The sequence below is a fragment of the Deefgea sp. CFH1-16 genome (assembly GCF_016881365.1).
In the GTDB taxonomy this organism is placed as follows: domain Bacteria; phylum Pseudomonadota; class Gammaproteobacteria; order Burkholderiales; family Chitinibacteraceae; genus Deefgea.
Window position 1 is genome coordinate 1,267,893 of sequence record NZ_WLYT01000001.1, and the last position, 23,163, is coordinate 1,291,055.

Sequence of the window (23,163 nt, forward strand, 5' to 3'; positions counted from 1 at the left end):
GATTTTCATGCTTGCGCTCGCTTGATGATTTGCCACACGCGATCACTGATCAGCATGCGAAATATTTGTTTATGCCATTTTTTAGCTTCTGACTGGGGTATTGGCAGCTTAGTCTTGATAGAAAAAGCGTCAAAACACATACCCAGACTCACACCTTGCGTGCGCTGCAAAGCATCTAACCAAGCCTCAGCCAGCGCCGGTTGGCTCGCCGGAGAAAACTGCGCGATTTGCAATAACATCGCAAACACGCTGCGGCACTCGCTCACCGTCAATACACGAGCTGGTTCTAGCAGCTCAGCCCATTCGGTCGCGACGGCTTGCAAGGGCAAAGGTAGCGCTTGCCTCGCGTAATCGAGACGAATTTTCTGCGCGGTGGCGCGAAGTTGCTGTTTTTTTGGCCTGCGTAATTTGACCGGCGTGACAACGATAATCCAGCAGCACGGCAGGCACGCCAGTAAACACCGCGCCTTGCAAAGCCAAACGGCACCATAGCGCATAGTCTTCGGCGTGAATCGCGCTCGCGTCGTAGCCAGCGTTTTTTACTAAACTGGCGCGCAGCATGACCGTGGGATGGGCGAGCGTAGAATTAAACAGCAAGCCGGTTTTAATGCTGGCATCGGTACTTTGCGTTTGCCATTCTCCCGAGCGATCACCAATAAAGCGCACCCAAGTGCCGCAAACATCGGCGCCGGTTTCTGCCAAGCGCGCCAACTGCATTGCCAACCGCTGTGGCCAGCAAATATCGTCGGCGTCGATGCGTGCCAGCCATTGCCCTTGCGCCAAAGCAATCGCTTCATTGAGCGTGGCAATCAAACCGCGATTTTCGCGGCTGATCACCTTAAAGCGCGAATCAGTGGCCGCAGCTTGCTGCAATAACGCCCAAGTGCCATCTGTTGAGCCATCATCAATCGCAATACATTCCCATTGGGTATGGGTTTGGGCGGCAATTGAATCAAGGGTTTGCTGTAGATACGCCTCGGAATTAAAACAAGGCAAAAGAAAAGAAACCAAACTCATCAATGATTTGTCCCTATTGCTGGCGCTTGGCGAAAAATTGGTCGCGCGCGCCACCAAAAAGCCAGCACGATAAACAATTCCACACACAACACACTTTGCGCCGCACGCACGCCGCCTTGCGCCGAACCGGGCACCCACCAGCACATCAAGATCACATTCAGTATCCCTGCCGCCACCAGCACACGACTGAAATAGCCCTCAAACCCAAATACCAGCAAGGTTTGCTGCCCATACACCAAAGACAAAGCGCCAAGCAAAATCACCGGTGCAAACCACAGCATCACCGCTTGTGAATTGCTTAACGCTAAAAACGCCTTGGATAAAGAAAAATCAGCGCCAAACCACGCCACGCTAATCGGCGTCAGGAGCGGCAAAAACAGCGCCAACATCAAAGCCATGCTTAAACCCACTGCGCCTTGAATAACAAACGCTTTACGAATTAAACGCACGGCTGCAGGCTGATCGGTGGCCGCCAATTGGGCAATCCGGGGATAAGTGGCTTGCACCAAGGGGCCAATCAAACCTTGGGCGATATACACCAGCTTACTCGCCGCTGCAAACAAGCCCACTTGCACTGGGGTCGAAAATAAACCCAGCAATACCGTGGTCGATGTGGTGTAGAGACTGGTTGAAATCGCCGACAGGAAAAACGGCCAACTGGCTCTGAGCGCGGTTTTCAGCTCAGAATAATGAATCCGCACCCACGCCGGTTTGGCCACGCCCCAACCAGTAAACCACCAAACCACACCGGCCAAAATTTGCGGTGTCGCTTGTAAAATCACCGCCAACACGATGTCATTGGGGCCACTCACCCACAACAATAAAAAGCCCAAGGTCAGCGCACGCGCCACCACCATTAAGCCCGAAGCGAGTTGCAGCTTTTCAAAGCCTTGGGAAATACCAAATAGGGAACAATACCGAGCTGAGAATATATAGCTGGCTCCACAAGAAAACCTCGGCATGCGCTTGCCAACTACCCAAAGTAAAGGTCAGCAGCAATAAAATCAGGCTCGACACCAGCATTAGCCCGAGCTTGGCCCAAGTAACGCGCCAAAAAATCCGCGCCGCGGCTTTCGGGTCATCACGCACTTGCGCCACATCGCGCACAGCAGATAAATTAAAACCAAAATCGGTCAGCAAAACGCCGTACTGAATCGCCGCAAAGGCGTAATTCATTACGCCAAAGCCTTCGGTGCCTAATTGCACCAATAAAAACGGGAAGGTAACAAAAGACACCACATAATTAAGGCCCTGTACCAAGTACAAGGCCATAATATTAGAACGCAAACGCGTATCAAACACTCACTACCCCTTCGCCGCTATCGCGCTCAAACGCAATCAATGCCGGCATTTTACGCTAGCCATAAAAAAACGCTGTAACACCATGTTTACAGCGTTTTTTAACCACGCAGACGAAAAACTAAAACAAAGTCATATCATCATCACTACCACTACTGACTTTGAAATACGCCGAATCACCGCGCAACGCCTCAGCCACTTGTTTGATATTGCCGCTGGTAATCGCCACCGATTGCGCGGCGGTAGAATGATCTTGACTCGAATACGAGATTTTTTCGACTGAATCGGCAATATCGTCGGTATTGCGGCTAATTTCTTCTAAAGCATCATGAATTTGCGCCATATCCTTACTCGCGGTAATCGAGGCGCTGAGCACTTGCTGCATTTCCGCTTGCGCCACGCCAATCAAACTCACGCCTGAGCCAACACGATCGACACTTTGTTTGATGGTTTTCATAATTTCATCGGTCATGGTGCCGATGCCCGCAATCATCTCGCCAATCGAGCGCGCCGAACCAGTGGTGCGATCGGCTAGTTTGCGCACTTCATCGGCGACCACGGCAAAACCTCGCCCCGCTTCCCCGGCACGCGCCGCTCTCAATGGCGGCATTTAATGCCAATAAATTAGTTTGATCGGCGACTTCGCGAATCGTGGTCACAATTAAATTAATTTCACTCATTTGCACATGCAACTGGCCAATATGTTGCGCCGACATCGTGACGCTTTGCTCAACACTGAGCACTTCATGCGTGACTTCTTGCAACACCCGTGTAGTTTTCATTGCCGCCTCGCCCGTTGCTGCAACTTGGCCAAACGCCTCGGTTGCTTGCTTGGCCATACTCGCCATGGTGCTGGCGAGCTGATCGACATTCGCGGAAATTTGCTGCGCATTTTGACTTTGCGCCTCACTTGAGACGGATAGATGCTGGGCTTGATCGGTTAATTGCTCGGCACTGCCCAACAACATCGCAGTCTGTCCGTTCAAGCTAGAAATCACATCCGTCCAACGCCCACGCATTCGCGATAGCGTGGCCAACAAGCTGGTTTGATCGCCCTCTTTCACCGGAACAATATAAGTTAAATCACCTTGCTCTAAAGTAATGTGCCGCCTCATTACCCACTGAGGGTTCTCCGCCCAGTATTTTCATCATAAAACGGTACAGAAAAAGACCGCCAAGACCTGCCACGATCACTAACACTAAACCCATACTTAAGCCGAGCCAGAAAATCACCTCAATCTTGTGATCAATCACTTGTACCGTTTGCGATTGCAAAGCATCCACCGCGAGCTGCAATTGATCAATCTGCGCTTGCAACGCATTCGATTGCGCGTCAAAACCTGTTTGTGGCGCTTTCATCAGCGCATTACCGGCCTCACGGCTTTGAGCGTAAGTGGCGACCATTTGCAGCCCACTCGTCAATAATTGACGCGCATTGGCTTGCAACAAATCCGCTGAAGCTTGCATCTGGGGTGCCAATTGACTGATTGCCGCGATATTTTTTTCGGCACTGGCGAGTGTTTTTTTTCGCATCAGCAATGCCGTCGCTCTCTTGAGTGACCGCCGCATCAGTGAGGTATTGCTGAATTTGCACCACATCGTATTTCACTTGCACCAAAGACTTCACTAGAGGATCGATCTGAGTGTGTTCATACTGGCGTAACGACTGGAGCTGATGCAAGAAAACAAACAGCAGCATGATTTGCAATGAGGCAACACTAATCACAATGGCGATAAACGCGATCAATAAAGGCTTAATGTTTTTCATCGATCTTCCCATTTAACAACACATCAAAACGATGCTTTTCTTATTCAAGCACTAGCCAACTGAAATACATATGAAATTTTAATAATTATTTTCTGACATCAACCACAGAGCCAGGCTTAGCGCCCGCTGGCACAGATGCAATCTGACCATCCAACCACTGCACTTTACCGCGCGGGCCAATTAATTCACCGTTAAAACGCCGTAGTTGCGAAGCTGCTGGCATGGATGCAACCTGTGCGCTCGATTGCAATTGCTGCCGTTGCTGCGGGGTATAAAAGAATCGCCCCCACTCGGCCGACACCGGCATGGCCCAACAAAGCAGTAGCAATAGGCAGTATTTCATCTTGGCTCCACGGGCAGCGCTTGAATCGTTAGCCATAGGTAATCACAGTTCAACGCAATGCCACTGGGCTGGGCCAAACTCATTTCGCAGCGCGCTGGCGCCGTAAAGCCCGGCTGCTGCTTAAGCCAGAGCATAAAATTCGACAGTGCGTCTTCGTCGCGCAAGCGCAGTTGGATATTTAGCGGGCTGGCAACGGTGTGTAAATTGGCCATCGGGCTTGCTGCAGGCCAAGGCTGCGGCGCCTGCAATTGATACTGCAATTGCTGCTGAGGGTTTTGTTGTCGATAGAGCGCCAGCGCTTGCAAATACTCAACGCGATGCTCGGCGCCGAGCATCAATTGGGCGTTCAGGCGCTTAAATTGCGCTTGATGCTGCTGAATATTTTGCCACGCCTGCTGGCGCTGGCTCACTTGCTGGCGCAGCTGAGCTAAAGTCTGCTGCCGGCGATCTTGCTCGTATTGGCTCCAAGACCAATATCGATGAGCAGCCCATAGTAATACCCCTGCCACAAGCAGCGCGGCAGTCAGCCAGCATAAAGCCAGTTGCAACGATTTTTCCAATGGCCAACTGAATGCGCGATTCATGGCGCCACCTGCGGCGAGCTGGCTAATGTGAGTTGCAATACAAAATCCATCGGCTGCGCCGCTGCCGATTCAGGGTGATTGGCACTGGTGCGCATTTCAGTTTGGCTCGGCAGCAGTGCCACTTTGGCATTGGGCCAGCGCTGCAATTGAGCAGCCAATTGCTTCATTTGCTGCCACGCTTGCTGCTCTGTTGCTTCAGCGCTGGCGCGCAAAGTGACTTGGATTTGCTGCGCTCGCAGCGGCAAATTCGGATCGGTGCTCGCCACCAAGCCCGCCGTTCCCGTTTGCCACTGAAAATGAAGTAATTGCAGCTGCGAAAACGGCGCTAACACCTGACTAAAACGCTGCGCGGTCTCTTCTGCACTGGGCCAATTGGCGATATCTCGCTGATATAGCTGCACAAGTGCTTGCATTTGCACCGGATCAATGGCGCTGGCCGTCTGTTGTAGGCTGGCTAATTGCTGCGTTTCATGCTCAATTTGCTGCTGCAAACTCGGCCATTGTGTCTGCAGGGTTTGACCATGCCACAGCGCCAAACTAAACAGTATTGCCGCCAAAGCGACAACCGAAAAAGCCGCCAGCTCAATACGTCTGGATAATTGTTTAGCGCGAGCAAACCGTAATACTGCAGGCTGCGCATATTGATTTGGCACATTCAGACTCAATAAGGCCGCCACGAGTACATCCAGCCAGCTTGAGCACTCACTGGGCAAATGCAATTGCTGGCGCAAAAAAAGCCAGATCCACTTGCAAATCAAGCTTTAATTCGTCGTCTTCGGTCGCCAAATCCGCGGCCACTTGCTGTAGCGACTGAGCAATGTGGCTGTCAAATAGGGCCCATACCTGCAAGATTTCACCGCGCGCCCATCACCCGCAGCGTCGTCAAATATTGCCGCGCGCGCCCGTACTTCTTGAATAATTTCTTGCGCTTGCGCCAATAAACCCTGGGTGGAATCCAAACGACCTAAGCGAGAAAACTGTAAAGCGCCATCGGCAAAATAGCTTTGCCGCAGCGTCTCAGGGGTCGAGCGCGACATAATGAGTAAGTACGGCCAATCTAGCGACAATTTTTGCAGTAAATTTTGCGTCAACAACGCCACCGAATACACGCCAACAATCGCGCATTGTGCTGCCAGTAAAGTACTGATCAGCGCATTGATCAGCTCTTCATTGAGTAAGGCGGAAAGTTGCAATTGATCTTGCGCACCACGCTGGCGATGCACTTGTCCTTGCCGATAAGGCGCGCCGCGATAGCGCTGTTCGAGCTTACGCGCAATCAAGCGCTGCTGATCTTTACGCGCCAGATGGGGAATCATTTCTTGTTGAAAATCTTCCTCAGCTAAATCCGTCAAAATATAAAACCAGCGCTGTTGCTGCTGCAGCGCGAACTGCGCCAAGTCGGCAAGACCAGCAGCGTCGTGATTAAAATGCGCTAAGGGCCGCGCGCCTTGATTAGACCAGCACAAGGCAGCGATATGCGTTGGCGTTAGCAGTAAGACTAAGCGCTTCATCGAATTTGACTCAAGGTATCAAAAATCGGTAGCAACACCGCCGACATCACCCAAGCGAGCAGCAAGCCCAGTATCACCGTTAACATCGGTTCGAGCAGCGTTTGTGCTTGTGCGACGGCCAATTTAATATCGCGCTGATAAAAATACGCCACATTGCCTAGCGCTTGATCCAATTGCCCAGTGGTTTCGCCAATATGCAGCATGCGCAGCACCAGCGGCGGAAAAAAGCGCCGCTGAGTAAAGCTCGCGGCCAGCCCCTGCCCTTCATGCATCAACTGCGTAATCTGGCGTAATTCAGCGGCAATCACCCGATGCCCAACCACACCTTGGCAAATTTTTAGGCAATCTAAAATCGGTATCCCGGCGCGATACAGCAGCGCAAAACAATTGGCAAAGCGCGCCAAAATAATTTTTTTTGTTGGATCGGCCCCACCAGCGGAATTTGCAATTGCCATGCCGCAAGCCGATCAGCAAAGCGCTCATCATGCTGGCGCGCCCACGACAGCAATGCATACGCCGCAGCAAGGCTAATTAAAATCAACCACCAAAAATGCTGTAAACCATCGGCTAACGCCAATAACAGCTGGGTATGCCACGGTATGCTTTGTTGCATCGCCTGCAAAAATCCTAATAATTGCGGCACTAAGTACAGCAATAAAAACACCAGCACCGCCAACACCAAACAGGCGACAAAAGCTGGATACAGTAGGATTTTTTGGGCCTGCTCGCTTAACTCATCTTGCCACTGCAACGAGACGGTCAGCCCTTGCAATACCGTCACCAATTGCCCGCTGACTTCGCCGGCATGAATCATTTGCACCATCACCGCGTCAAACACCAAGGGATGCGCCGCCAGCGCTTGCGACAACAAGCAACCGCCTTCAATATCATCAATCACCGTGGCCAGCACTTCACGAAATTGCGGCTGTTCGAGGTGATCGCGCAAATCGATTAAGCCCGCCAGCAAAGGCAAACCGGCACGCAGTAATTGCTCTAAATGAAACGTAAACGTGATTAAATCGCGGCGACTGATTCGCGCGCTGCGCCAACGGCGGCGCGGCTGCGTATGGCTTTTGGCGTCAATCAGCGTTAAACCCAAGCGCGACAAGCGCAACTCAATATCGGCCAAATTGGCCGCATCCATGCCGCCTTGTTGGATTTTGCCCTGCGCATCAGCAGCGCGATATTCAAACTGCATCACGGCATCCGCTCGCTTAAATCGACCACGCGAGCAATCTCGTCGAAGGTCGACACCCCCTCTTTGACGCGGCGGCAAGCATCGTCAGCCAAGCTTTTAAAACCTTTACGCATCGCCAAATCACGGATTTCTTTAAAGCTGGCGCGGCGGGCAATCAATTCATCAAGGTCAAGATCCAGCTTTAAGATTTCACTCACCGTACTGCGGCCTTGATAACCTTGCTGCGCACACTGTGCACAACCTACCGCACGATAGATTTTTGCATCTTGGGTATCTAACTGCAATACGCATCTTTCATACTCATCAGGGCTATACCCCTCGCGGCAAGCCATGCAGAGACGGCGAATTAAACGCTGCGCGATAATGCCGATGATATTGCCCGACAGAATATCCGGCAGCACGCCAATATCCAGCAAGCGCGGCACTGCGCCCATTGCCGAATTACTGTGCAAAGTGGAATACACCAAATGCCCAGTCATCGCCGCTTGAAACGCCATTTCGGCGGTGGCATGATCGCGAATTTCACCAATCAAAATCACATCTGGGTCTTGGCGCAACATTGAGCGAATGCCAGTCACAAAGTCCATTTTGGCGGCTTCGCTCACCGACGTTTGCCGAATCAATGGCAATGGATATTCAACCGGATCTTCCAGCGTCATGATATTGAGTGCGACTGAATTGATGTGATTTAAAATCGAATACAAGGTGGTGGTTTTGCCCGATCCGGTCGGCCCGGTCAGCAAAATCATCCCTGCGGGGCGGCGAATCATCTGCTGCAATAACGCCAAATTCGCCGCGCTTAAATCGAGCTCAGCCAAGCTCAATAATCCATTTTGGCGATCTAAAATTCGCAACACTAAGTTTTCGCCCCAACTGGTTGGCTGCGCTGACACGCGAAAATCCATCGCCCGTCCGGCCAAAGTCAGCGAAATTCGCCCATCTTGCGCGGCACGCGTTTCGGCAATATTCATCTGTGCCAGCACTTTTAGTCGCACCACCATCGCTGGCCAATAGGTTTTATGCAGTGCGCGGATTTGCCGTAAAACGCCGTCAATTCGATAGCGGATGCGAACAAAAGACGATTCCGGCTCAAAATGAATATCCGACGCACCGCAACGCACGGCGTCGGTCAATAAAGCATCAATCAAACGCACCACCGGTTGCGAATATTCAAACTGCGAATGATTTAAGCTGCTAATCAATTTCTCCGGTTTCGATTTCGCGCAAAATGCCGTCAATGGATAATTCAAAACCATAATATTGATCAATGGCGCGAATTAAATCCGATTCGGCGGCCAACACCACTTCGATCTCAAATTGCCCTTGCGTGTGTAACCGCAGCTGATCTATCTGTAATAAATGATTGGGATTGGCCATGGCCACAGTCAGCTTGGTTTGCGCTGAATTTAAGCCAATCGGCAAAATCAATAAGCGCTTGGCCATCGCTTTGGGGAGTAAAGCAATCGCTAACGCATCACAAATAACGCGGCTCAAATCGATACTGACTTGGCCTAGATTTTCAGAAAGTGCTTCGCGTAACACGTGATCGGATAAAAACCCCAAATCCACCAAAATTTTGCCTAATAACAGCCCCGATTGGCGCTGCTCAAGCAAGGCGATGCGCAGTTGATCGTCAGAAATCAAACCCTTATCGATTAATTGCTCACCCAAGCGCCGTTTAGTGCTGTGCAGCATGTTGCGCCTCACTCGACACGGGCTGCGCGCTTAAGGCCGCAATCCGTTGCTGCACCGCCGAACGATCAAACGTCCCGACGCCCTGTAAAGCTTGCCGATAATATTGCAGCGCCAAGGTGGGCTGCTGCAAATGATCTAAGCTCACCGCCAAATTAAACGCCGCCGTGGCGCTGGGGTTTTGGCTATAAACGATAAAAAACTGCGCCTGCGCTTGGCTCCAGTGCTGCTCGCGGGCATAAAACTGCGCTAACAGCTGTGGATCAGCTTGGCCACTTTGCTCTAATTGCAAAATATCTTGCTCAGCCACCGCGTGTGGCAATGCCATCAATGCCTGTTTCACCGCGGCATCTTCAGGGTGCAGCTGCAAAAGATGTTGATACAGGCTGCGAGCGCGTGGTGCATCACCACGGATTTGTGCGATCGCTGCCAAACCCAAAACCGCATCGCGCTGCCGAGGGTTTTGCTGCATTGCTTGCTGGTAATACTGCTCGGCCTGCGTAAAATCACCTTGTTGGTAGGCTTGCCATGCTGGCAATAAGGGGTCAACCGAGTTCGCTGGCTGCCGTTGAATCTGCGGTTTTATCTGCGTCACGCCCGCTAAATGCGGCGGCCCACTTGACCGAACTGGCTGCGTGCTTGCATTAAATCGTGATTGCGGTACTGAGCGCTTAGGGCTGGCCGAAGGCGCTGACGCTTGAATAAGCTGGGTATTGGCTTCTAGCGCTTTAGCTGAGGATACTACATCAACATACCCATCAACTGGAGTGTTCAATTGCCAAGTCGTAGCGACTGATGCACCGGTGCGTGACTCACTTTTGACTACTTCACTAGAAACGGATTCACGGCCAAGCGCTGCGCTCGCCAGCGTTGGTTTTACTGTAATTTGATACGGCAAAAATACGTAGGCCAACCCCAAGCCAAGCACGATGCCGCCACCAACAATCAAACATGGCAAACTCGCCGCCAGAGCATGTTTAAACTGGCTGATACGCTCTGCACCAGCCGAGCGATTGACGAGCGCAGCGGCCTCATCGACGGCGCTTAAATCTGCGGGCACGCCCTCGGGGGATTTGAAGCTTGGCACATTCATTGCGCCGGCCCTATAGAAGGCATCAGCCCACTTTGAAACGCCGACAATTCTGGCGCTGATTTGGGATTAAAAAAATCTGCACTCGGCAAACTACTTGGGTCAACACCTTGATCTTTAATCATGATCGGGCGCAAAAACACCACCAATTCGATCTTGCTGACTTTGTCGTCACGATAGCTAAACGCATCCCCAATCCACGGCAGGCGCGATAAACCCGGCACGCCTTGGCGTAAATTGACTTGTTTGTCTTGAATTAAGCCACCCAAGACAGCGATTTGACCGCTGGCAATTTTGAGCGTGGAATCAAACTCGCGCACCTGTAATTCAGGCACCAAGCTTTTTAATGCCACCTTGGTGGTCGATGCAATAATCGCCACCGCTGGATCTTCGACATAGCCGCTGACATTGGTAATGGTCGGCCGTACATTCATTGAAATCGCGCCCGATTCAGAAATCTGCGGCGTCACCTGCATCACCAACCCCACCGGCACGGTATGCAGCACGCTCTCATACGCCGCTGGGGTAATGATGCCATTGGTGTCGGATGTGGCTGGCGTGACGGTGATGGTGAAATAAACCAGTTCTTCCACCACTTTCATCACCGCCGGTTGATTATTCAGCGCGGTAATTTTGGGGCTAGAGAGCACTCGGGTTTTGCCAAATTGCTCGAGTAATTTCACCGTGGCATTAAAGTTATTACTTTTGTAAGCCAATAAACTCACCGGCGCAGTCGCCAGATTATTCGCCAATACGCTTTGCCCAAAGCTCCAACCGGCGCCGGTGGCGATTTGCGCCCAATCAATGCCCGCCTGATATTGATCACTGAGCACCACTTCAACAATCGTGGCTTCGATCAGCACTTGCCGCTGCGCAGAGGCTTGAATCTTGGCCAGATACTCGGCCACTTTTTTTGCTGCGATTTGTGCGTTGCCCGAATGCTAATGGTGCCGGTTTCAGGATGAATGACCACCAAATTGGGTACTGCCGCTACGGATGAGATCGCCTGCACGGCTTGTTGTTGGATGGCGAGGGTTTCAGCTTGGATTTTATCGATTTGCGCCAGCGTTTTTTCTAGCTTGGCGCTGTTTTCGATGGCCGTAGTTTGCGCCTGACCTGGCAGTAAAGCTTGTTGTGCCGCGTATTGGCTGAGTTTGCTCGTTGCGGGGCTCGTTGGCGCGGGCTCAGGTTTAATGTCGAGGATTTCTTTTAGATTGCTTTCTAAGCGCTGCCAAAATAGATTTTTCGACTCGCTATCAATCGCCGAAAACGAGGTGCTACCGGTGCTATTGCTGGCATTACTTGGGTCTGAAACCGATTTAACTGAATTTAAAATATTTCAAATTCGAGCGCATGGTGCGCTGCAAATTAAAATAATCGAGCTGGTAAATGCGCAGCGTTGGCGTATCGGGCACCACGGTGAGCACACCATTGACCATGCTCCAGCGAATATCAGCCTGACCAGCAATGCGATCGAGAATTTGTGGCAAGGTTTGGTTAATCGCGTTCAACGTAATGTTGCCGCTCACCGCAGGATGCACGTCGATATTGAAGCGTGCGTCACGCGCCAAAGCAAACAATAAATCATGAACCCCAAGCTGACTAACGACGACGCTGTAAACTTCGAGTTGCTGGCGCACATTGGGCTTGGGCAAAATAGGAATTGACGGCACCAGCGGCGGAATCGCTGCGCTGGGCATCGAAGCGGCGCTTTGACTGATGTGCCCAGTGGTTTGTAAACCGTTGGATGTTGAGCAAGCACTGCCAAATAACAAGAAACATCCCGCGATGCACAAAGCCTTTTGCATACTTTAAATTCTTTTTATTAACTTACCTCAAACTAGCATAACTTTTAAAAATTCAAAGTTTCAGTGACCTGCCCGTGCATCTAGTCGCGCAGCAACAACATTTCGCCGCGCAAAACGCCGATGGTTTGAATCTTATGCTTGCGCTGTGGATGTGTTTGTTCCAGCAACTGCGTTATTTCACGGGCTTTTTTCTTATCTGGATAAAGCCCTGCCAACACCCCCCATGCCAAGCTGCCATTAAGTAATGTGGGATACACCAGCACCCGACTTGGTCCTAGATGTGCTTCTAAATCACTGACCAACTGCTCTAAACGCCGCAGCTGACTTTGTGGCACTTTTGACACCAAGATCGTCATGCTATTGGCGTCAGCGGCAATCAATTTTTTATTTGAAAGCATCACTCGCTCATTGAGTAATAAGGGCGCAGCTGCAGCACGTGATTTACTGTCGGCATTTTCACTGAGCGATGAGAGTTTATCTGAGCGCGGCCACAATAATGGCTCGCTAATTTGCACTGGATCGGGATAAAAATACCCCCCCAGTAGCGTCAAAGCGCTAAGTAAAATGAATGCAGCAGTCCATCGCCAAAAATGGCTAAAACGCGGTGACGATACAGCCTCATCTTGCAGTACGCTTTGCACATGCTGAGCATCTACAGTCACGGCTTGATCGGTGTAAGCCGCAAACAAGGCTTGATCTGCAATTAGATTAATCTGCCGACTGATTCCTTGCGTGGCTTTGGCAATCAATTGCACCGCTGGGGCACTAAACAAGGTTTCCCCTTGATAACCCGCCGCCGATAAACGACACGCCAAATATTCGCTCACTTCCTCTGCTGTAAGTAAAGGCAGCACCAAGGTATGGCTGACTCGTTCGCGCAGCGAATTTAAAGCTGTATTCGCCCATTGCAGCTCTAACTCTGGGCGCGCAAACAGCACGATTTGCAATAATGGCTGCGATCTGACGGTCAAATCAGTCAATAAACGCAACAACTCAAAAGATTCAAGCGGCATCGCATGTGCAGCATCGAGCAATAACACCACCTGCCGACCTGCGGCATGCCGACGCATAAGCTCAACTTCGATGTGATCAAAGACTTGATGGGCACTGCCACTACTCAGTTGAATTTGTAATTGCGTCGCAATGGTGACTAAAAACTCATTCTCAAGCACGGCAAAATTCGGCACAAATAGGGTATCAACGCAATTGGATAGCCGTGTCAGCAACATGCGGCACAATAGCGTTTTGCCCGCGCCGATTTCAGCGATCACTTGAATCAAGCCTTCACCCGCCTGAATACCGCTCAGTACGGTATCAAGTATTTCACCGCGCCCCGCCCCAAAGAAGAAAAAATCAGGATGCGAAGTCAGACGAAATGGTGGGCTATGTAAACCAAAATACGTTTGATACAAAATTAAACCCCAAGAGATAAGCCGTATGGCAGCAGCTTGAAAACAAGATTTCATCTGTCAACTAGCATAGCTTTTTTGTTTTAAATAAATTGTAAGTAAATGTAAAGAAAGAAATTGCTCTAGCAACACTCATCGAGGTATCTCATGCCCCGCCTTAAAAACCATGAGCCAGCATGCAATACGTCAAATAGTCAGGTGTGAGAAAATATATACACGGTATAATCCGGCGTTATGATTGAAGAAGCTGCAAGCCTGTCATCAGCGCAATGACGGTGATGCGAATCGTTTTGCTGCAACGCAGCATCAATAATGACCTCTAGCCTGTATACTTAGAAAGCCCTAAAATTCGTTTTCAATCACTCAGCTTAAATCCATGAACCTGCTTGAATTTCAAAATGTCAGCTTTTCCTATGCTGAAAACCAGATATTGCGCGACGTTTCTTTATCGATACGCCGTGGTCAACTGGTGGCGATCATGGGTGGCTCAGGCTCGGGTAAAACGACCTTGCTCAAATTAATTGGCGGCCAATTACAGGCCCAGCAAGGCGCAGTGTGGCTGGATGGGCAAAATGTTGGCCAACTCAACGAGCACGATCTGTATCAAATGCGGCGGAAATTGGGCATGTTGTTTCAATTTGGGGCGTTATTTACCGATTTATCGGTGTTTGATAACGTGGCTTTCCCGCTGCGCGAGCGCACTCAGTTACCTGAATCGATGATTCAAGATTTAGTGCTGATGAAGCTCGAAGCCGTTGGTTTACGCGGCGCGGCGCAGCAAATGCCGCATGAATTATCTGGCGGCATGGCAAGACGCGTGGCTTTTGGCGCGCGCCATTGCTTTAGACCCTGCGGTGATGCTGTATGACGAACCGTTTACTGGCTTAGATCCGATTTCTTTGGCCACGGTGGGCAAGTTAATTCGTGAACTCAATGATGCCCTTGGCACGGCGTCGATTGTGGTCACGCATGATGTGGCCGAATCGCTGGCGATTGTCGATTACGTTTATTTTTTGGCCGAAGGCCGAATCGTTGCCGAAGGTACGCCAGCAGAAGTCAAAGCCTCAACGCACCCTTTCGTGCAGCAGTTTATTCATGCACGTCCCGATGGCCCATTGCCATTTCATAAGCCAGCAGTACCTTATGCAGAGCAACTGGGTTTGACATGTTGAACACCACCATCGCGGAGGCCACTTTTGTTGTTGTTTAATTTTTTTAGCCGTCTTGGCGCACCATTCACCAATGCCTTGATTAAGCTGGGTTTTGCTTGTCGTTTTTTAATCGCGATTTTGCGGCATTCAGCTAGCTGCCTGCTGCGCCCACAGTTGACGATGCGTGAGATTTGGTTTGCTGGCGTGTTATCGGTATTGATTATTTCAGTGTCGGGGCTGTTTGTGGGCATGGTGTTGGCGCTACAAGGCTATGACACGCTGCAACGCTTTGGCGCTTCGAGCTCGCTCGGGATTTTAGTAGCGTTATCTTTAGTTCGCGAATTGGGCCCCGTGGTTGCTGCGTTGCTGTTTGCCAGCCGCGCCGGTAGTGCCATCACGGCTGAAATTGGTTTAATGAAAACCACCGAACAATTGTCGGCGATGGAAATGATGGCGGTTAATCCAATCGCCCGCGTAGTTGCACCGCGTTTTTGGGGTGGGGTGATCTCCATGCCTTTACTGGCGGCGATCTTTAGTGCGATGGGGATTTTTTGGCGGTTACTTGGTCGGCGTGCACTTATTGGGTTTGGACGACGGTAGTTTTTGGTCGCAAATGCAAGGCGCGGTCGATTTTCGCCTTGATGTGATGAATGGCATCATCAAGAGTGTTTTCTTTGGCTTTGCCGTGTCTTTAATCGCCGTTTTTGAAGGCTACGATGCACCGCCAACCGCAGAAGGCGTTTCGCGGGCGACGACTCGCACGGTAGTCACGAGTTCTTTAGTTATTTTGGCGCTGGACTTTATTTTGACCGCGTTTATGTTCCGAGGGGTTTAATAGTGAAACGAGGCATGATTGATTTTTGGGTGGGTTTATTTGCCGCAGCTGGCATTGCCGCCCTATTGTTTTTAGCGTTACAAGTGAGTAGCTCCAGCAGTTTGCCTGCCACATCGAGCTACGTATTAAGCGCTGATTTTGAAAACATCGGTGGCCTTAAACCTCGCGCGCCGATTAAAAGTGCTGGGGTGGTGGTTGGCCGCGTGAGCAATATATAGTTTTGATAATGAACGCTATGTCGCCAAGGTCGAAATGGCGATGGATAGCCGCTACCACTTTAGCAAAGACAGCTCGGCAGAGATTCTGACCTCGGGCTTATTGGGCGAACAATATATTGGCATCACGCCGGGCGCAGACGAGAAAAACCTCGTCAATGGTGATCGCTTTAAAGTCACCTCTTCTGCCATTGTGCTGGAGCAACTCATTAGTCGCTTTTTATTTAGTCAAGGCGACAAAGCCAACAACTCGGAGCAATAAATATGTACTCGCTTTTTAGTAAATTATTATTAATCATCACCTTCAGCTTTACCGCTGGCGCAAGTATTGCCAACAATGATACGCCAGAACAAATTGTGCGCAGCACCAGTAAAGATGTGCTCGATATCATTAAAAAAAATGATAAAGACACTAGTAAAATGCGCGACTTAGTCGATCAACGCCTATCACCATTGGCCGATTACAATCGAATGACTTCGCTGGCTGTAGGCCGTTACTGGAAAAGCGCGACCCCCGCGCAGCAAGATGCGCTGAGCAAAGAATTTCGCACCATGATGATTCGCACTTATCTATCGGCGCTGACTTTATACAAAAACGCGCAAATCAATGTGCGCGGTACGCGTGCAGGTAATGACGCCAGCGAGCAGACTGTGCGCACCGAAGTGAGCTTACCGGGCCAAAAACCGATTCCGCTGGATTTTAGCTTTGAAAAAATCGGCAGCGAATGGAAGGTGTTTGATATCAGCGTTGAAGGCATTAGCTTTATCAATAATCATCGCAACCAATTTGGTGCAGTGATTCGCAAAGATGGCATTGATGGTTTGATTAAATCGCTGAGCGAAAAAAATAACACCTCACGTCAAAGCAAATGAAGACCGAGATCCGTATTAGCGCAGAGCTCAGCTTTGCCAGTAGCCCCGCAGCACTCAATCTACTCGACGCCTCATTGTCGCAAGCCGAGCTCACGCTCGATTTTAGCGATTTAAAGCATGTCGATTCGAGTGCCGTGGCCTTACTGCTCGAATGGCAGCGCCGTGCTAGCGCGGCGCAATGCACATTACGGCTGATTCATTTACCTGCAAATCTGCTGCAACTGATCGCCGTTTATGGCTTAAGTCATTTTTTTTATAATGCCGGCGAAAGCCAATCAAGTTGCTAAAAATGCTCTCTATACTTCATCTATCTAACTTGCTTTTTGAGTCCGCCATGTTACGCCGCCTGATTGTGTTCCCTTTATTGCTGCTCGGTGCTTGTGCAACGCCGCAAAATAATTACGACCCACTCGAGCCGGTCAACCGCCCCATTTATAAAATGAATAAAGCGGTTGACGATGCGGTATTGCGGCCAGTAGCCAAAGGCTATGTGCGTTTTGTGCCACCGCCGCTACGTAAAGGCGTGGATAACTTTTTTGAAAACATCGACGATTTATTCAGCATTCCCGCCGCCTTATTGCAAGGCAAAGCCACGCCGGCCTCTAAAAGCTTTGGCCGCGTTTTGGTGAATTCAACCATGGGCGTGGGCGGCCTTATTGATTGGGCCAGTGATTTACCGATTGAAAAACAAAATGAAGACTTAGGCCAGACTCTCGGCTATTGGGGTCTGCCAACAGGGCCTTATTTGATGGTGCCATTTTATGGCCCGACTACCTTACGCGATAGCGTAGAACCCTTGTCGCGCTTTATTTGGGGGCCGATTGATTACGTTGATGATTTAGCCGGACAAATCACTTATTACAGCGTCTACATCGTCAACGCCCGAGCGCAAATCCTACCGCTAGACAAAATCATCGATGAGCAAGTGGATCCTTACGCGTTTATCCGCGACAGCTATTTACAGCGCCGCTGGTTTAAAATTCACGATGGCAACCCACCGTTTCCTTTACCTATGGGCTCAGCAGACGATTTAGACGCTGCAGCCGAACCTTTGAGCGCCAGTGCACCTGTCGCCGCCGCAGCGGAAAACCCATGAGTGCGATTACTTTTGATCGAGTCAGTAAACAAATTTGGCGACTTTACTGCCCTCAACGACATTGGCTTTAGCGTTGAAGAAGGCGATTTTTTTGCGCTACTTGGCCCCAATGGCGCCGGCAAAACGACGTTGATTTCTATTCTTGCTGGCCTGAGCAAAGCCAGCCAAGGACGCACCACCGTCATGGGCTACGACGTCAGCAGCGATTACCGCCAAGCGCGGCGCGCTGTCGGCATCGTGCCGCAAGAATTGGTGTTTGATCCTTTTTTTACTGTGCGCGAAACCTTGCAATTTCAATCGGGTTATTTTGGTTTAAAAAACAACGGCGCTTGGATTGACGATATTCTCGAAAACCTCGGCCTAACGAGTAAAGCCGACGCCAATATGCGCGCCCTATCTGGGGGTATGAAGCGCCGCGTTATGGTGGCTCAAGCTTTGGTGCATAAACCCCCTGTTATCGTGCTTGATGAACCAACCGCAGGGGTCGATGTCGAGTTACGGCAAACATTGTGGGCCTTTATTCGTAGCCTGAATCAAGCTGGCCACACCATTGTGCTCACCACGCACTACCTCGAAGAAGCGCAAACGCTGTGTAATCGCATCGCCATGCTCAAGCAAGGCCGCCTACTGGCGCTAGAAAACAAAGAACAAATCATGAGCCGGGGCGCCGCGCGCACCGCGCTGATCAAACTCACAGCCGGGCAATGGCCAGCGGCTTTGCAGTCGCTGTTACTGCGCGAGCGTGACAATGGCTTTGAAATCAAACTGGCAGACTGCAATGCACTTGAGCATATTTTAATGACCTTGCGCCAAGCGGGCCTCACGCTCAAAGACATCGAAATTGCCCAAGCTGATTTAGAAGACATTTTCGTTCAAATGATGAGTGCTTAACCGCGCGCAACCGTCCCCTCACCGCTGGACCTTAGGCAACGACAATGACCGGTTTTTACACGCTGTTTTATAAAGAAATATTACGTTTTTGGAAGGTAGGCTTTCAAACTGTCGCCGCGCCGATTTTAACGGCATTGATGTACTTGTTGGTGTTTTCACAAGTATTAGCCGATCGCGTCCAGCCCTTAGCGGGCGTGAGCTATACCGCGTTTTTGATTCCTGGCTTGATGATGATGAGCATGCTGCAAAATGCGTTTGCTAATACCAGCTCGAGTATTATTCAATCCAAAATCACCGGCAGCATGGTGTTTGTTTTGCTGCCACCGCTGTCGCACTTTGAGTTTTTCTCAGCCTATACACTAGCCGCAATTGTGCGTGGACTGGTTGTGGGCCTAGGGGTATCGCTCACGGCACTAATATTTGATTTACCTAGCCTTAAATACCCTCTATGGATTTTAACTTTTGCCCTGTTAGGCTGCGGCATTATGGCGGTATTGGGCATGATTGCTGGGATTTGGGCCGAAAAATTTGATCAGCTCGCCGCCTTTCAAAACTTTTTGATTATGCCGCTGACGTTTTTATCTGGCGTGTTTTACTCGATTCATAGTTTGCCGTCATTTTGGCAAAAGGTATCGCACTTTAATCCAGTTTTTTATATGATTGACGGCTTTCGCTACGGTTTTTTTGGTCAAAGTGATGTCAATCCATGGCTTTCTTTGTCCGTAGTCGGATTTAGTTTACTTATTCTCGCCGCAATGGCCTTCTCCTTGATAAAATCGGGATACAAAATTCGCCGCTAACTTTTTACTCCAGCGATAATTTCATCGCCTAGAGTCGATTTGACCCCCTAAAGAGCATCATGACGCCAGAACAAGTACAAGCCCTTATTGCCCAAATCCTGCCTTGCGAACAACTGGATGTTGAAGGCGATGGTCATCATTTTTATGCCACGATTGTCTCAAGCCGCTTTGAAGGTTTGGGTTTATTGGCGCGACACCGCTTAATCAACGATGGCTTAAAATCCTATATCGATTCAGGCGAACTGCACGCAATTTCAATGCGTGCGACCCTCACACCGGCTGAAATGGCCAAACGTTAATGGCCGAACCCGATAAACGTTTTGATTTATCGGCCATTGATGACGCCAAAGCCGTTATTGAACAAGCCAAAATCGACGCCAAAAAACCCCAAGATCGCCGTAGCGTTGGCCGTTTAGTAGCACTAACTAATTTGCCGTGGCTCATTGGTATTGTCGCTTGGGTGTGGTGGACTTGGTTTAAATAAAACTTCACCGTCGTCAAGCCACTGCCAAGCAGCATGCGATCGCGCATTGGATGCTGCATAAGCCATAAGCCGACGGATTTCATTGCCTATTTCGTTTTTAGAGAATTGATACAATCATGGACAAATTAAGAATTATCGGTGGTCACCCACTGGCTGGTGAAATTACTATTTCTGGCGCCAAAAACGCCGCACTGCCGATTTTATGTGCTTGCTTGCTAACTGCTGACACATTACGTTTGACCAATGTGCCGCAATTGGCCGATGTGAAAACCACGCAAAAATTGCTACAAGGCATGGGCGTTCGCGTGATGACTGATAACGTCCACGAGTACGAACTCACTGCTGCTGAACTCACTAGCCTCACTGCGCCGTATGAATTGGTTAAAACCATGCGCGCTTCAATTTTGGTACTCGGCCCAACGCTGGCCCGCTTTGGTGAAGCCCAAGTGTCTTTACCAGGCGGCTGCGCCATTGGCGCGCGCCCTGTTGATCAGCATATCAAAGGCCTTGAAGCCATGGGTGCTGAGATCATTATCGAGCACGGTTATGTCAAAGCCAAAGGTCGCCTCAAAGGTGCGCGCATTGTTTGCGATATGGTCACGGTAACCGGCACTGAAAACCTATTGATGGCGGCAACGCTGGCTGATGGGATTACTGTGATTGAAAACGCGGCACGTGAACCCGAAGTCGTTGATTTGGCGGAATGCCTGATCAAAATGGGTGCCAAAATCACCGGCCACGGCACTGACACCATTACCATTGAAGGCGTTGCCAGCTTGCATGGCGCAGAACACGCCATCATCGCCGACCGTATCGAAACCGGTACTTTCTTAGTCGCCGCTGCCGCCGCGCGCCAAGGTAAAGTGCTACTTAAAAATACCCGCGCTGACATTCTAGATTCGGTACTAGATAAACTACGCGAAGCTGGCGCTTATATCGAAGCCGGTGAAACTTGGATTTCATTGGATATGAAGCATCGCGCGCGCGCAGTGAATTTACGCACGCTGCCGTATCCAGCTTTCCCAACCGATATGCAAGCGCAGTTTATGATGCTCAATTGTATTGCTGAAGGCACCGGCGTGGTGACTGAAACGATTTTTGAAAATCGTTTTATGCATGCACCTGAATTGGTTCGCATGGGCGCAAAGATTAATACCGAAGGCAATACCGCCATCATCACCGGCGTTGAAAAACTCTCTGGTGCCGTCGTCATGGCCACTGATTTACGCGCTTCTGCCAGCTTAGTCATTGCCGGTTTGATTGCTGAAGGCGAAACCATTGTCGATCGTATCTACCATCTTGATCGCGGCTATGAGCATATTGAAACCAAACTCGCTGGCATTGGCGCAAGTATTGAGCGATTTCATTAATGTTCAATATCAATCCCAAACCAGCAGATGAAGATAGCGACGGCAAACTCAAGCCACCCACACAGGCAGAAAAAACCTGTGCCGTGATTTTACATTTGTCTGGGCTATGTTGGTTGCCGATTATTCCACTGCAAGTATTGGCGCTGATTGTGCCTTTTTTGGGTTTGCAATTTGCCCGCGCGCACTCGGAATTCGTTGAACAACACGCGGTGCAAATTTGTAACTTTCAAATGTTAATGGCTTGTTTTTATGTCTTGGCGCTGATTGCGACTTTATTCTTTAAAACGCCCATTTTTATTTGGTGGGTTGCCATTGGCGCTTCTTTGTTTTCAGTTTGGGAAGCGGCCAAAGCCATAAATGGCTGGCCAGCTAAATACCCTGCCGGTCTCAAACTATTTAAATAAAACCGTGGCGCTTGGCGCCACTGCAGGAAATCCTAATGATTACGATCGCGCTATCGAAAGGCCGTATTTTTGAAGAAACGCTCCCCCTATTGGCAGCGGCAGGGATTGTGCCAAGTGAAGCGCCCGAAAGCACCCGTAAGCTCATTATCGGCACCAATCAAGCCGATGTGCAGCTGATTATCGTACGTGCTTCGGACGTGCCAACTTATGTGCAATACGGCGCGGCCGACTTAGGCGTTGCCGGTAAAGACGTGCTCATCGAGCATGGCGGACAAGGTTTGTATCAGCCACTGGATTTAGAAATCGCCAAATGCAGCCTAATGGTGGCGGTACAAAATGGCTTTGATTATGCCGAAGCGGTGAAACAAGGCGCGCGTTTACGCATCGCCACCAAATACACCGAACAAGCTAAAGAACATTTTGCCAGCAAAGGCGTGCACATCGATTTAATCAAATTGTATGGCTCAATGGAATTAGCGCCCTTGGTGGGTTTGGCCGATGCGATTGTGGATTTGGTTTCAACCGGTAGCACGCTCAAAGCCAATGATTTAGTGGCCGTTGAGCATATTCGCGATATTTCGAGCCGCTTAGTGATCAATCAATCGGCACTCAAACTCAAACAAGCGCGGATTCAACCGATGCTGGATGCCTTTACTGGCACTGTAAATCAACGGAAAAACTAGTTCGATATGCAGTGGCGAAACTGGATTAGCTGGAAAAAAGCGCCTTTTTATGCGTTAGCAATGATGTTTTGCTGGCCTTGGCTGCTGCAATTTCTGAATTTTACTCATTTCAACAATGGGCTAGTTTTCTTTATTGCTGCTGTTTATATCAATTATTTTTCATTTATTTTTAGTATTGCCAAGGGGCAGCGCCTAAGCGAAGGGGTGACTCCCGAGCACGCGGTGTGGCTATTTATTTTAAGCAATATCTTTTTGGCTTTGGTATTTGCTGTTGGTTGGCACCATTTTGCTTTGTTTGGTACTGCGCAGCAATGCATCGCCAACCCCACGGCACTGCAAGCAATTTACTTCTCTGCAGAAGTTTTTTCTACCGTTGGCTTTGGCGAATTATTGCCGTGCTTCAGAACAAGGACAAATACTATTTATTGCCGAATCACTGATTGGAACCACGCATTTTGGCGTGTTTATGACGCTCATTTTTAGTCGGGTGATTTTTCCGCAATCCAAACCCAAAACGCCGCGTAAACCCAAAATCGAGCCCAACGACGATCACGCGGTCAGTAAAACGAATAACTCCACTTCTTAGAATTTATGAGGCCTTGTAAAATGAAACCCTCAACAGCATCCAATCTAAAAAACACC

33 protein-coding genes and 2 pseudogenes are annotated in these 23,163 nt (G+C 49.9%); 15 read left to right on the forward strand and 20 right to left on the reverse strand.

Going from position 1 to position 23,163, the window contains the following annotated elements; genetic code table 11:
- Positions 1-5: 5 nt before the first annotated feature.
- From GKO28_RS06930 to GKO28_RS07020, 20 genes are all read right to left on the reverse strand, one after another.
- Positions 6-329 carry a hypothetical protein gene (locus tag GKO28_RS06930; RefSeq protein ID WP_182075778.1) on the reverse strand — a complete coding sequence of 108 codons (324 nt, stop codon included), beginning with the start codon at positions 327-329 and terminating at the stop codon, positions 6-8.
- A complete protein-coding gene (locus GKO28_RS06935) occupies positions 295-1,017 on the reverse strand; it encodes a glycosyltransferase family 2 protein (protein WP_182075779.1) in 723 nt (240 codons plus the stop codon). Before GKO28_RS06935 ends, GKO28_RS06930 begins: the two co-directional genes overlap by 35 nt.
- The gene (locus GKO28_RS06940) at positions 1,017-1,874 is read right to left on the reverse strand and encodes an oligosaccharide flippase family protein (protein ID WP_247646407.1); all 858 of its coding nucleotides are present in this window, start codon (positions 1,872-1,874) and stop codon (positions 1,017-1,019) included. Before GKO28_RS06940 ends, GKO28_RS06935 begins: the two co-directional genes overlap by 1 nt.
- 25 nt (positions 1,875-1,899) lie before the next feature.
- Positions 1,900-2,319 carry an oligosaccharide flippase family protein gene (locus GKO28_RS06945; protein ID WP_203563982.1) on the reverse strand — a complete coding sequence of 140 codons (420 nt, stop codon included), beginning with the start codon at positions 2,317-2,319 and terminating at the stop codon, positions 1,900-1,902.
- Between the two features lie 118 nt (positions 2,320-2,437).
- A complete protein-coding gene (locus GKO28_RS06950; protein WP_203563983.1) occupies positions 2,438-2,926 on the reverse strand; it encodes a methyl-accepting chemotaxis protein in 489 nt (162 codons plus the stop codon).
- Positions 2,862-3,431, reverse strand: coding sequence for a methyl-accepting chemotaxis protein (locus GKO28_RS06955; RefSeq protein WP_182075783.1), 570 nt, complete (start codon positions 3,429-3,431; stop codon positions 2,862-2,864). Before GKO28_RS06955 ends, GKO28_RS06950 begins: the two co-directional genes overlap by 65 nt.
- Positions 3,400-3,720, reverse strand: coding sequence for a hypothetical protein (locus GKO28_RS06960; protein ID WP_182075784.1), 321 nt, complete (start codon positions 3,718-3,720; stop codon positions 3,400-3,402). The genes GKO28_RS06955 and GKO28_RS06960 overlap by 32 nt, the downstream gene beginning before the upstream one ends.
- Positions 3,692-4,084, reverse strand: coding sequence for a hypothetical protein (locus GKO28_RS06965; protein ID WP_182075785.1), 393 nt, complete (start codon positions 4,082-4,084; stop codon positions 3,692-3,694). Before GKO28_RS06965 ends, GKO28_RS06960 begins: the two co-directional genes overlap by 29 nt.
- Positions 4,085-4,169: 85 nt before the next feature.
- A complete protein-coding gene (locus GKO28_RS06970) occupies positions 4,170-4,427 on the reverse strand; it encodes a hypothetical protein (protein ID WP_182075786.1) in 258 nt (85 codons plus the stop codon).
- Positions 4,424-5,011 (reverse strand): hypothetical protein, encoded by a 588-nt coding sequence (locus GKO28_RS06975; protein ID WP_182075787.1) that lies wholly within the window; start codon positions 5,009-5,011, stop codon positions 4,424-4,426. Before GKO28_RS06975 ends, GKO28_RS06970 begins: the two co-directional genes overlap by 4 nt.
- Positions 5,008-5,742 (reverse strand): hypothetical protein, encoded by a 735-nt coding sequence (locus GKO28_RS06980; protein WP_182075788.1) that lies wholly within the window; start codon positions 5,740-5,742, stop codon positions 5,008-5,010. Before GKO28_RS06980 ends, GKO28_RS06975 begins: the two co-directional genes overlap by 4 nt.
- Positions 5,743-5,772: 30 nt before the next feature.
- A complete protein-coding gene (locus GKO28_RS06985) occupies positions 5,773-6,522 on the reverse strand; it encodes a hypothetical protein (protein ID WP_182075789.1) in 750 nt (249 codons plus the stop codon).
- Positions 6,519-6,977 carry a type II secretion system F family protein gene (locus GKO28_RS06990; protein WP_247646408.1) on the reverse strand — a complete coding sequence of 153 codons (459 nt, stop codon included), beginning with the start codon at positions 6,975-6,977 and terminating at the stop codon, positions 6,519-6,521. The genes GKO28_RS06985 and GKO28_RS06990 overlap by 4 nt, the downstream gene beginning before the upstream one ends.
- Entirely contained in the window at positions 6,869-7,720 is an 852-nt protein-coding gene (locus GKO28_RS06995; RefSeq protein WP_203563984.1) for a type II secretion system F family protein, read from the reverse strand. The genes GKO28_RS06990 and GKO28_RS06995 overlap by 109 nt, the downstream gene beginning before the upstream one ends.
- On the reverse strand, positions 7,720-8,922 hold the full coding sequence (locus tag GKO28_RS07000) for a GspE/PulE family protein (RefSeq protein WP_247646409.1): 1,203 nt from the start codon (positions 8,920-8,922) through the stop codon (positions 7,720-7,722). Before GKO28_RS07000 ends, GKO28_RS06995 begins: the two co-directional genes overlap by 1 nt.
- Positions 8,915-9,415, reverse strand: coding sequence for a hypothetical protein (locus tag GKO28_RS19460; RefSeq protein ID WP_247646410.1), 501 nt, complete (start codon positions 9,413-9,415; stop codon positions 8,915-8,917). Before GKO28_RS19460 ends, GKO28_RS07000 begins: the two co-directional genes overlap by 8 nt.
- On the reverse strand, positions 9,399-10,505 hold the full coding sequence (locus GKO28_RS07005) for a lipopolysaccharide assembly protein LapB (RefSeq protein ID WP_182075792.1): 1,107 nt from the start codon (positions 10,503-10,505) through the stop codon (positions 9,399-9,401). Before GKO28_RS07005 ends, GKO28_RS19460 begins: the two co-directional genes overlap by 17 nt.
- On the reverse strand, positions 10,502-11,410 hold the full coding sequence (locus tag GKO28_RS07010) for a type II secretion system protein GspD (protein WP_182075793.1): 909 nt from the start codon (positions 11,408-11,410) through the stop codon (positions 10,502-10,504). Before GKO28_RS07010 ends, GKO28_RS07005 begins: the two co-directional genes overlap by 4 nt.
- A gap of 411 nt (positions 11,411-11,821) precedes the next feature.
- Positions 11,822-12,310 (reverse strand): hypothetical protein, encoded by a 489-nt coding sequence (locus GKO28_RS07015; RefSeq protein WP_182075794.1) that lies wholly within the window; start codon positions 12,308-12,310, stop codon positions 11,822-11,824.
- A gap of 80 nt (positions 12,311-12,390) precedes the next feature.
- Complete coding sequence (locus GKO28_RS07020; protein WP_203563985.1) at positions 12,391-13,722, reverse strand: ExeA family protein; 1,332 nt, start codon at positions 13,720-13,722, stop codon at positions 12,391-12,393.
- A 373-nt stretch (positions 13,723-14,095) separates the two neighbouring features.
- Here GKO28_RS07020 and GKO28_RS22175 point away from each other — a divergent pair, with 373 nt between their 5' ends.
- The 15 genes and pseudogenes from GKO28_RS22175 (at position 14,096) to GKO28_RS07090 (ending at position 23,004) form a co-directional block, all read left to right on the forward strand.
- Positions 14,096-14,587 carry an ATP-binding cassette domain-containing protein gene (locus GKO28_RS22175; protein WP_307838961.1) on the forward strand — a complete coding sequence of 164 codons (492 nt, stop codon included), beginning with the start codon at positions 14,096-14,098 and terminating at the stop codon, positions 14,585-14,587.
- Complete coding sequence (locus GKO28_RS22180) at positions 14,544-14,891, forward strand: hypothetical protein (RefSeq protein ID WP_307838962.1); 348 nt, start codon at positions 14,544-14,546, stop codon at positions 14,889-14,891. Before GKO28_RS22175 ends, GKO28_RS22180 begins: the two co-directional genes overlap by 44 nt.
- Before the next feature lie 30 nt (positions 14,892-14,921).
- A pseudogene (mlaE, locus tag GKO28_RS07030) lies at positions 14,922-15,705 on the forward strand (lipid asymmetry maintenance ABC transporter permease subunit MlaE).
- A 2-nt stretch (positions 15,706-15,707) separates the two neighbouring features.
- A pseudogene (gene mlaD, locus GKO28_RS07035) lies at positions 15,708-16,182 on the forward strand (outer membrane lipid asymmetry maintenance protein MlaD).
- Positions 16,183-16,184: 2 nt separating this feature from the next.
- Complete coding sequence (locus GKO28_RS07040) at positions 16,185-16,793, forward strand: phospholipid-binding protein MlaC (protein ID WP_182075796.1); 609 nt, start codon at positions 16,185-16,187, stop codon at positions 16,791-16,793.
- On the forward strand, positions 16,790-17,080 hold the full coding sequence (locus GKO28_RS07045; protein ID WP_182075797.1) for a lipid asymmetry maintenance protein MlaB: 291 nt from the start codon (positions 16,790-16,792) through the stop codon (positions 17,078-17,080). The genes GKO28_RS07040 and GKO28_RS07045 overlap by 4 nt, the downstream gene beginning before the upstream one ends.
- Before the next feature lie 47 nt (positions 17,081-17,127).
- Positions 17,128-17,889 (forward strand): VacJ family lipoprotein, encoded by a 762-nt coding sequence (locus GKO28_RS07050; protein WP_182075798.1) that lies wholly within the window; start codon positions 17,128-17,130, stop codon positions 17,887-17,889.
- Positions 17,890-18,780, forward strand: coding sequence for an ABC transporter ATP-binding protein (locus GKO28_RS07055; protein ID WP_182075799.1), 891 nt, complete (start codon positions 17,890-17,892; stop codon positions 18,778-18,780). It abuts the gene before it with no gap.
- 44 nt (positions 18,781-18,824) lie between these two features.
- On the forward strand, positions 18,825-19,580 hold the full coding sequence (locus GKO28_RS07060; RefSeq protein ID WP_182075800.1) for an ABC transporter permease: 756 nt from the start codon (positions 18,825-18,827) through the stop codon (positions 19,578-19,580).
- A 56-nt stretch (positions 19,581-19,636) separates the two neighbouring features.
- On the forward strand, positions 19,637-19,879 hold the full coding sequence (locus tag GKO28_RS07065; RefSeq protein WP_173534600.1) for a BolA family protein: 243 nt from the start codon (positions 19,637-19,639) through the stop codon (positions 19,877-19,879).
- Positions 19,879-20,064, forward strand: a complete 186-nt coding sequence (locus GKO28_RS07070) for a hypothetical protein (RefSeq protein ID WP_173532536.1) — start codon at positions 19,879-19,881, stop codon at positions 20,062-20,064. Before GKO28_RS07065 ends, GKO28_RS07070 begins: the two co-directional genes overlap by 1 nt.
- A gap of 116 nt (positions 20,065-20,180) precedes the next feature.
- The gene (gene murA, locus GKO28_RS07075; RefSeq protein ID WP_182075801.1) at positions 20,181-21,434 is read left to right on the forward strand and encodes a UDP-N-acetylglucosamine 1-carboxyvinyltransferase; all 1,254 of its coding nucleotides are present in this window, start codon (positions 20,181-20,183) and stop codon (positions 21,432-21,434) included.
- A complete protein-coding gene (locus GKO28_RS07080) occupies positions 21,434-21,838 on the forward strand; it encodes a DUF4870 domain-containing protein (RefSeq protein ID WP_182075802.1) in 405 nt (134 codons plus the stop codon). The genes murA and GKO28_RS07080 overlap by 1 nt, the downstream gene beginning before the upstream one ends.
- Before the next feature lie 35 nt (positions 21,839-21,873).
- Positions 21,874-22,521, forward strand: coding sequence for an ATP phosphoribosyltransferase (gene hisG, locus GKO28_RS07085; protein ID WP_182075803.1), 648 nt, complete (start codon positions 21,874-21,876; stop codon positions 22,519-22,521).
- A gap of 6 nt (positions 22,522-22,527) precedes the next feature.
- Complete coding sequence (locus GKO28_RS07090) at positions 22,528-23,004, forward strand: ion channel (RefSeq protein WP_182075804.1); 477 nt, start codon at positions 22,528-22,530, stop codon at positions 23,002-23,004.
- Positions 23,005-23,163 lie beyond the last annotated feature (159 nt).

Excerpts from the sequence above, each read along its gene's own strand:
- GKO28_RS07090 (WP_182075804.1), top strand. The coding sequence starts at position 22,528 with ATGCAGTGGCGAAACTGGATTAGCTGGAAAAAAGCGCCTTTTTATGCG.
- GKO28_RS22175 (WP_307838961.1), top strand. The coding sequence starts at position 14,096 with ATGAACCTGCTTGAATTTCAAAATGTCAGCTTTTCCTATGCTGAAAAC.
- GKO28_RS07060 (WP_182075800.1), top strand. The coding sequence starts at position 18,825 with ATGACCGGTTTTTACACGCTGTTTTATAAAGAAATATTACGTTTTTGG.
- GKO28_RS07050 (WP_182075798.1), top strand. The coding sequence starts at position 17,128 with ATGTTACGCCGCCTGATTGTGTTCCCTTTATTGCTGCTCGGTGCTTGT.
- GKO28_RS07040 (WP_182075796.1), top strand. The coding sequence starts at position 16,185 with ATGTACTCGCTTTTTAGTAAATTATTATTAATCATCACCTTCAGCTTT.
- hisG (WP_182075803.1), top strand. The coding sequence starts at position 21,874 with ATGATTACGATCGCGCTATCGAAAGGCCGTATTTTTGAAGAAACGCTC.
- GKO28_RS07080 (WP_182075802.1), top strand. The coding sequence starts at position 21,434 with ATGTTCAATATCAATCCCAAACCAGCAGATGAAGATAGCGACGGCAAA.
- GKO28_RS06975 (WP_182075787.1), bottom strand. The coding sequence starts at position 5,011 with ATGAATCGCGCATTCAGTTGGCCATTGGAAAAATCGTTGCAACTGGCT.
- GKO28_RS07070 (WP_173532536.1), top strand. The coding sequence starts at position 19,879 with ATGGCCGAACCCGATAAACGTTTTGATTTATCGGCCATTGATGACGCC.
- GKO28_RS19460 (WP_247646410.1), bottom strand. The coding sequence starts at position 9,415 with ATGCTGCACAGCACTAAACGGCGCTTGGGTGAGCAATTAATCGATAAG.
- GKO28_RS06955 (WP_182075783.1), bottom strand. The coding sequence starts at position 3,431 with ATGAGGCGGCACATTACTTTAGAGCAAGGTGATTTAACTTATATTGTT.
- GKO28_RS06970 (WP_182075786.1), bottom strand. The coding sequence starts at position 4,427 with ATGAAATACTGCCTATTGCTACTGCTTTGTTGGGCCATGCCGGTGTCG.
- GKO28_RS07005 (WP_182075792.1), bottom strand. The coding sequence starts at position 10,505 with ATGAATGTGCCAAGCTTCAAATCCCCCGAGGGCGTGCCCGCAGATTTA.
- GKO28_RS07015 (WP_182075794.1), bottom strand. The coding sequence starts at position 12,310 with ATGCAAAAGGCTTTGTGCATCGCGGGATGTTTCTTGTTATTTGGCAGT.
- GKO28_RS06995 (WP_203563984.1), bottom strand. The coding sequence starts at position 7,720 with ATGCAGTTTGAATATCGCGCTGCTGATGCGCAGGGCAAAATCCAACAA.
- GKO28_RS06960 (WP_182075784.1), bottom strand. The coding sequence starts at position 3,720 with ATGGTCGCCACTTACGCTCAAAGCCGTGAGGCCGGTAATGCGCTGATG.
- murA (WP_182075801.1), top strand. The coding sequence starts at position 20,181 with ATGGACAAATTAAGAATTATCGGTGGTCACCCACTGGCTGGTGAAATT.
- GKO28_RS07045 (WP_182075797.1), top strand. The coding sequence starts at position 16,790 with ATGAAGACCGAGATCCGTATTAGCGCAGAGCTCAGCTTTGCCAGTAGC.
- GKO28_RS06950 (WP_203563983.1), bottom strand. The coding sequence starts at position 2,926 with ATGCCGCCATTGAGAGCGGCGCGTGCCGGGGAAGCGGGGCGAGGTTTT.
- GKO28_RS06965 (WP_182075785.1), bottom strand. The coding sequence starts at position 4,084 with ATGAAAAACATTAAGCCTTTATTGATCGCGTTTATCGCCATTGTGATT.
- GKO28_RS06935 (WP_182075779.1), bottom strand. The coding sequence starts at position 1,017 with ATGAGTTTGGTTTCTTTTCTTTTGCCTTGTTTTAATTCCGAGGCGTAT.
- GKO28_RS06940 (WP_247646407.1), bottom strand. The coding sequence starts at position 1,874 with ATGGTGGTGGCGCGTGCGCTGACCTTGGGCTTTTTATTGTTGTGGGTG.
- GKO28_RS06985 (WP_182075789.1), bottom strand. The coding sequence starts at position 6,522 with ATGAAGCGCTTAGTCTTACTGCTAACGCCAACGCATATCGCTGCCTTG.
- GKO28_RS06990 (WP_247646408.1), bottom strand. The coding sequence starts at position 6,977 with ATGGCAATTGCAAATTCCGCTGGTGGGGCCGATCCAACAAAAAAAATT.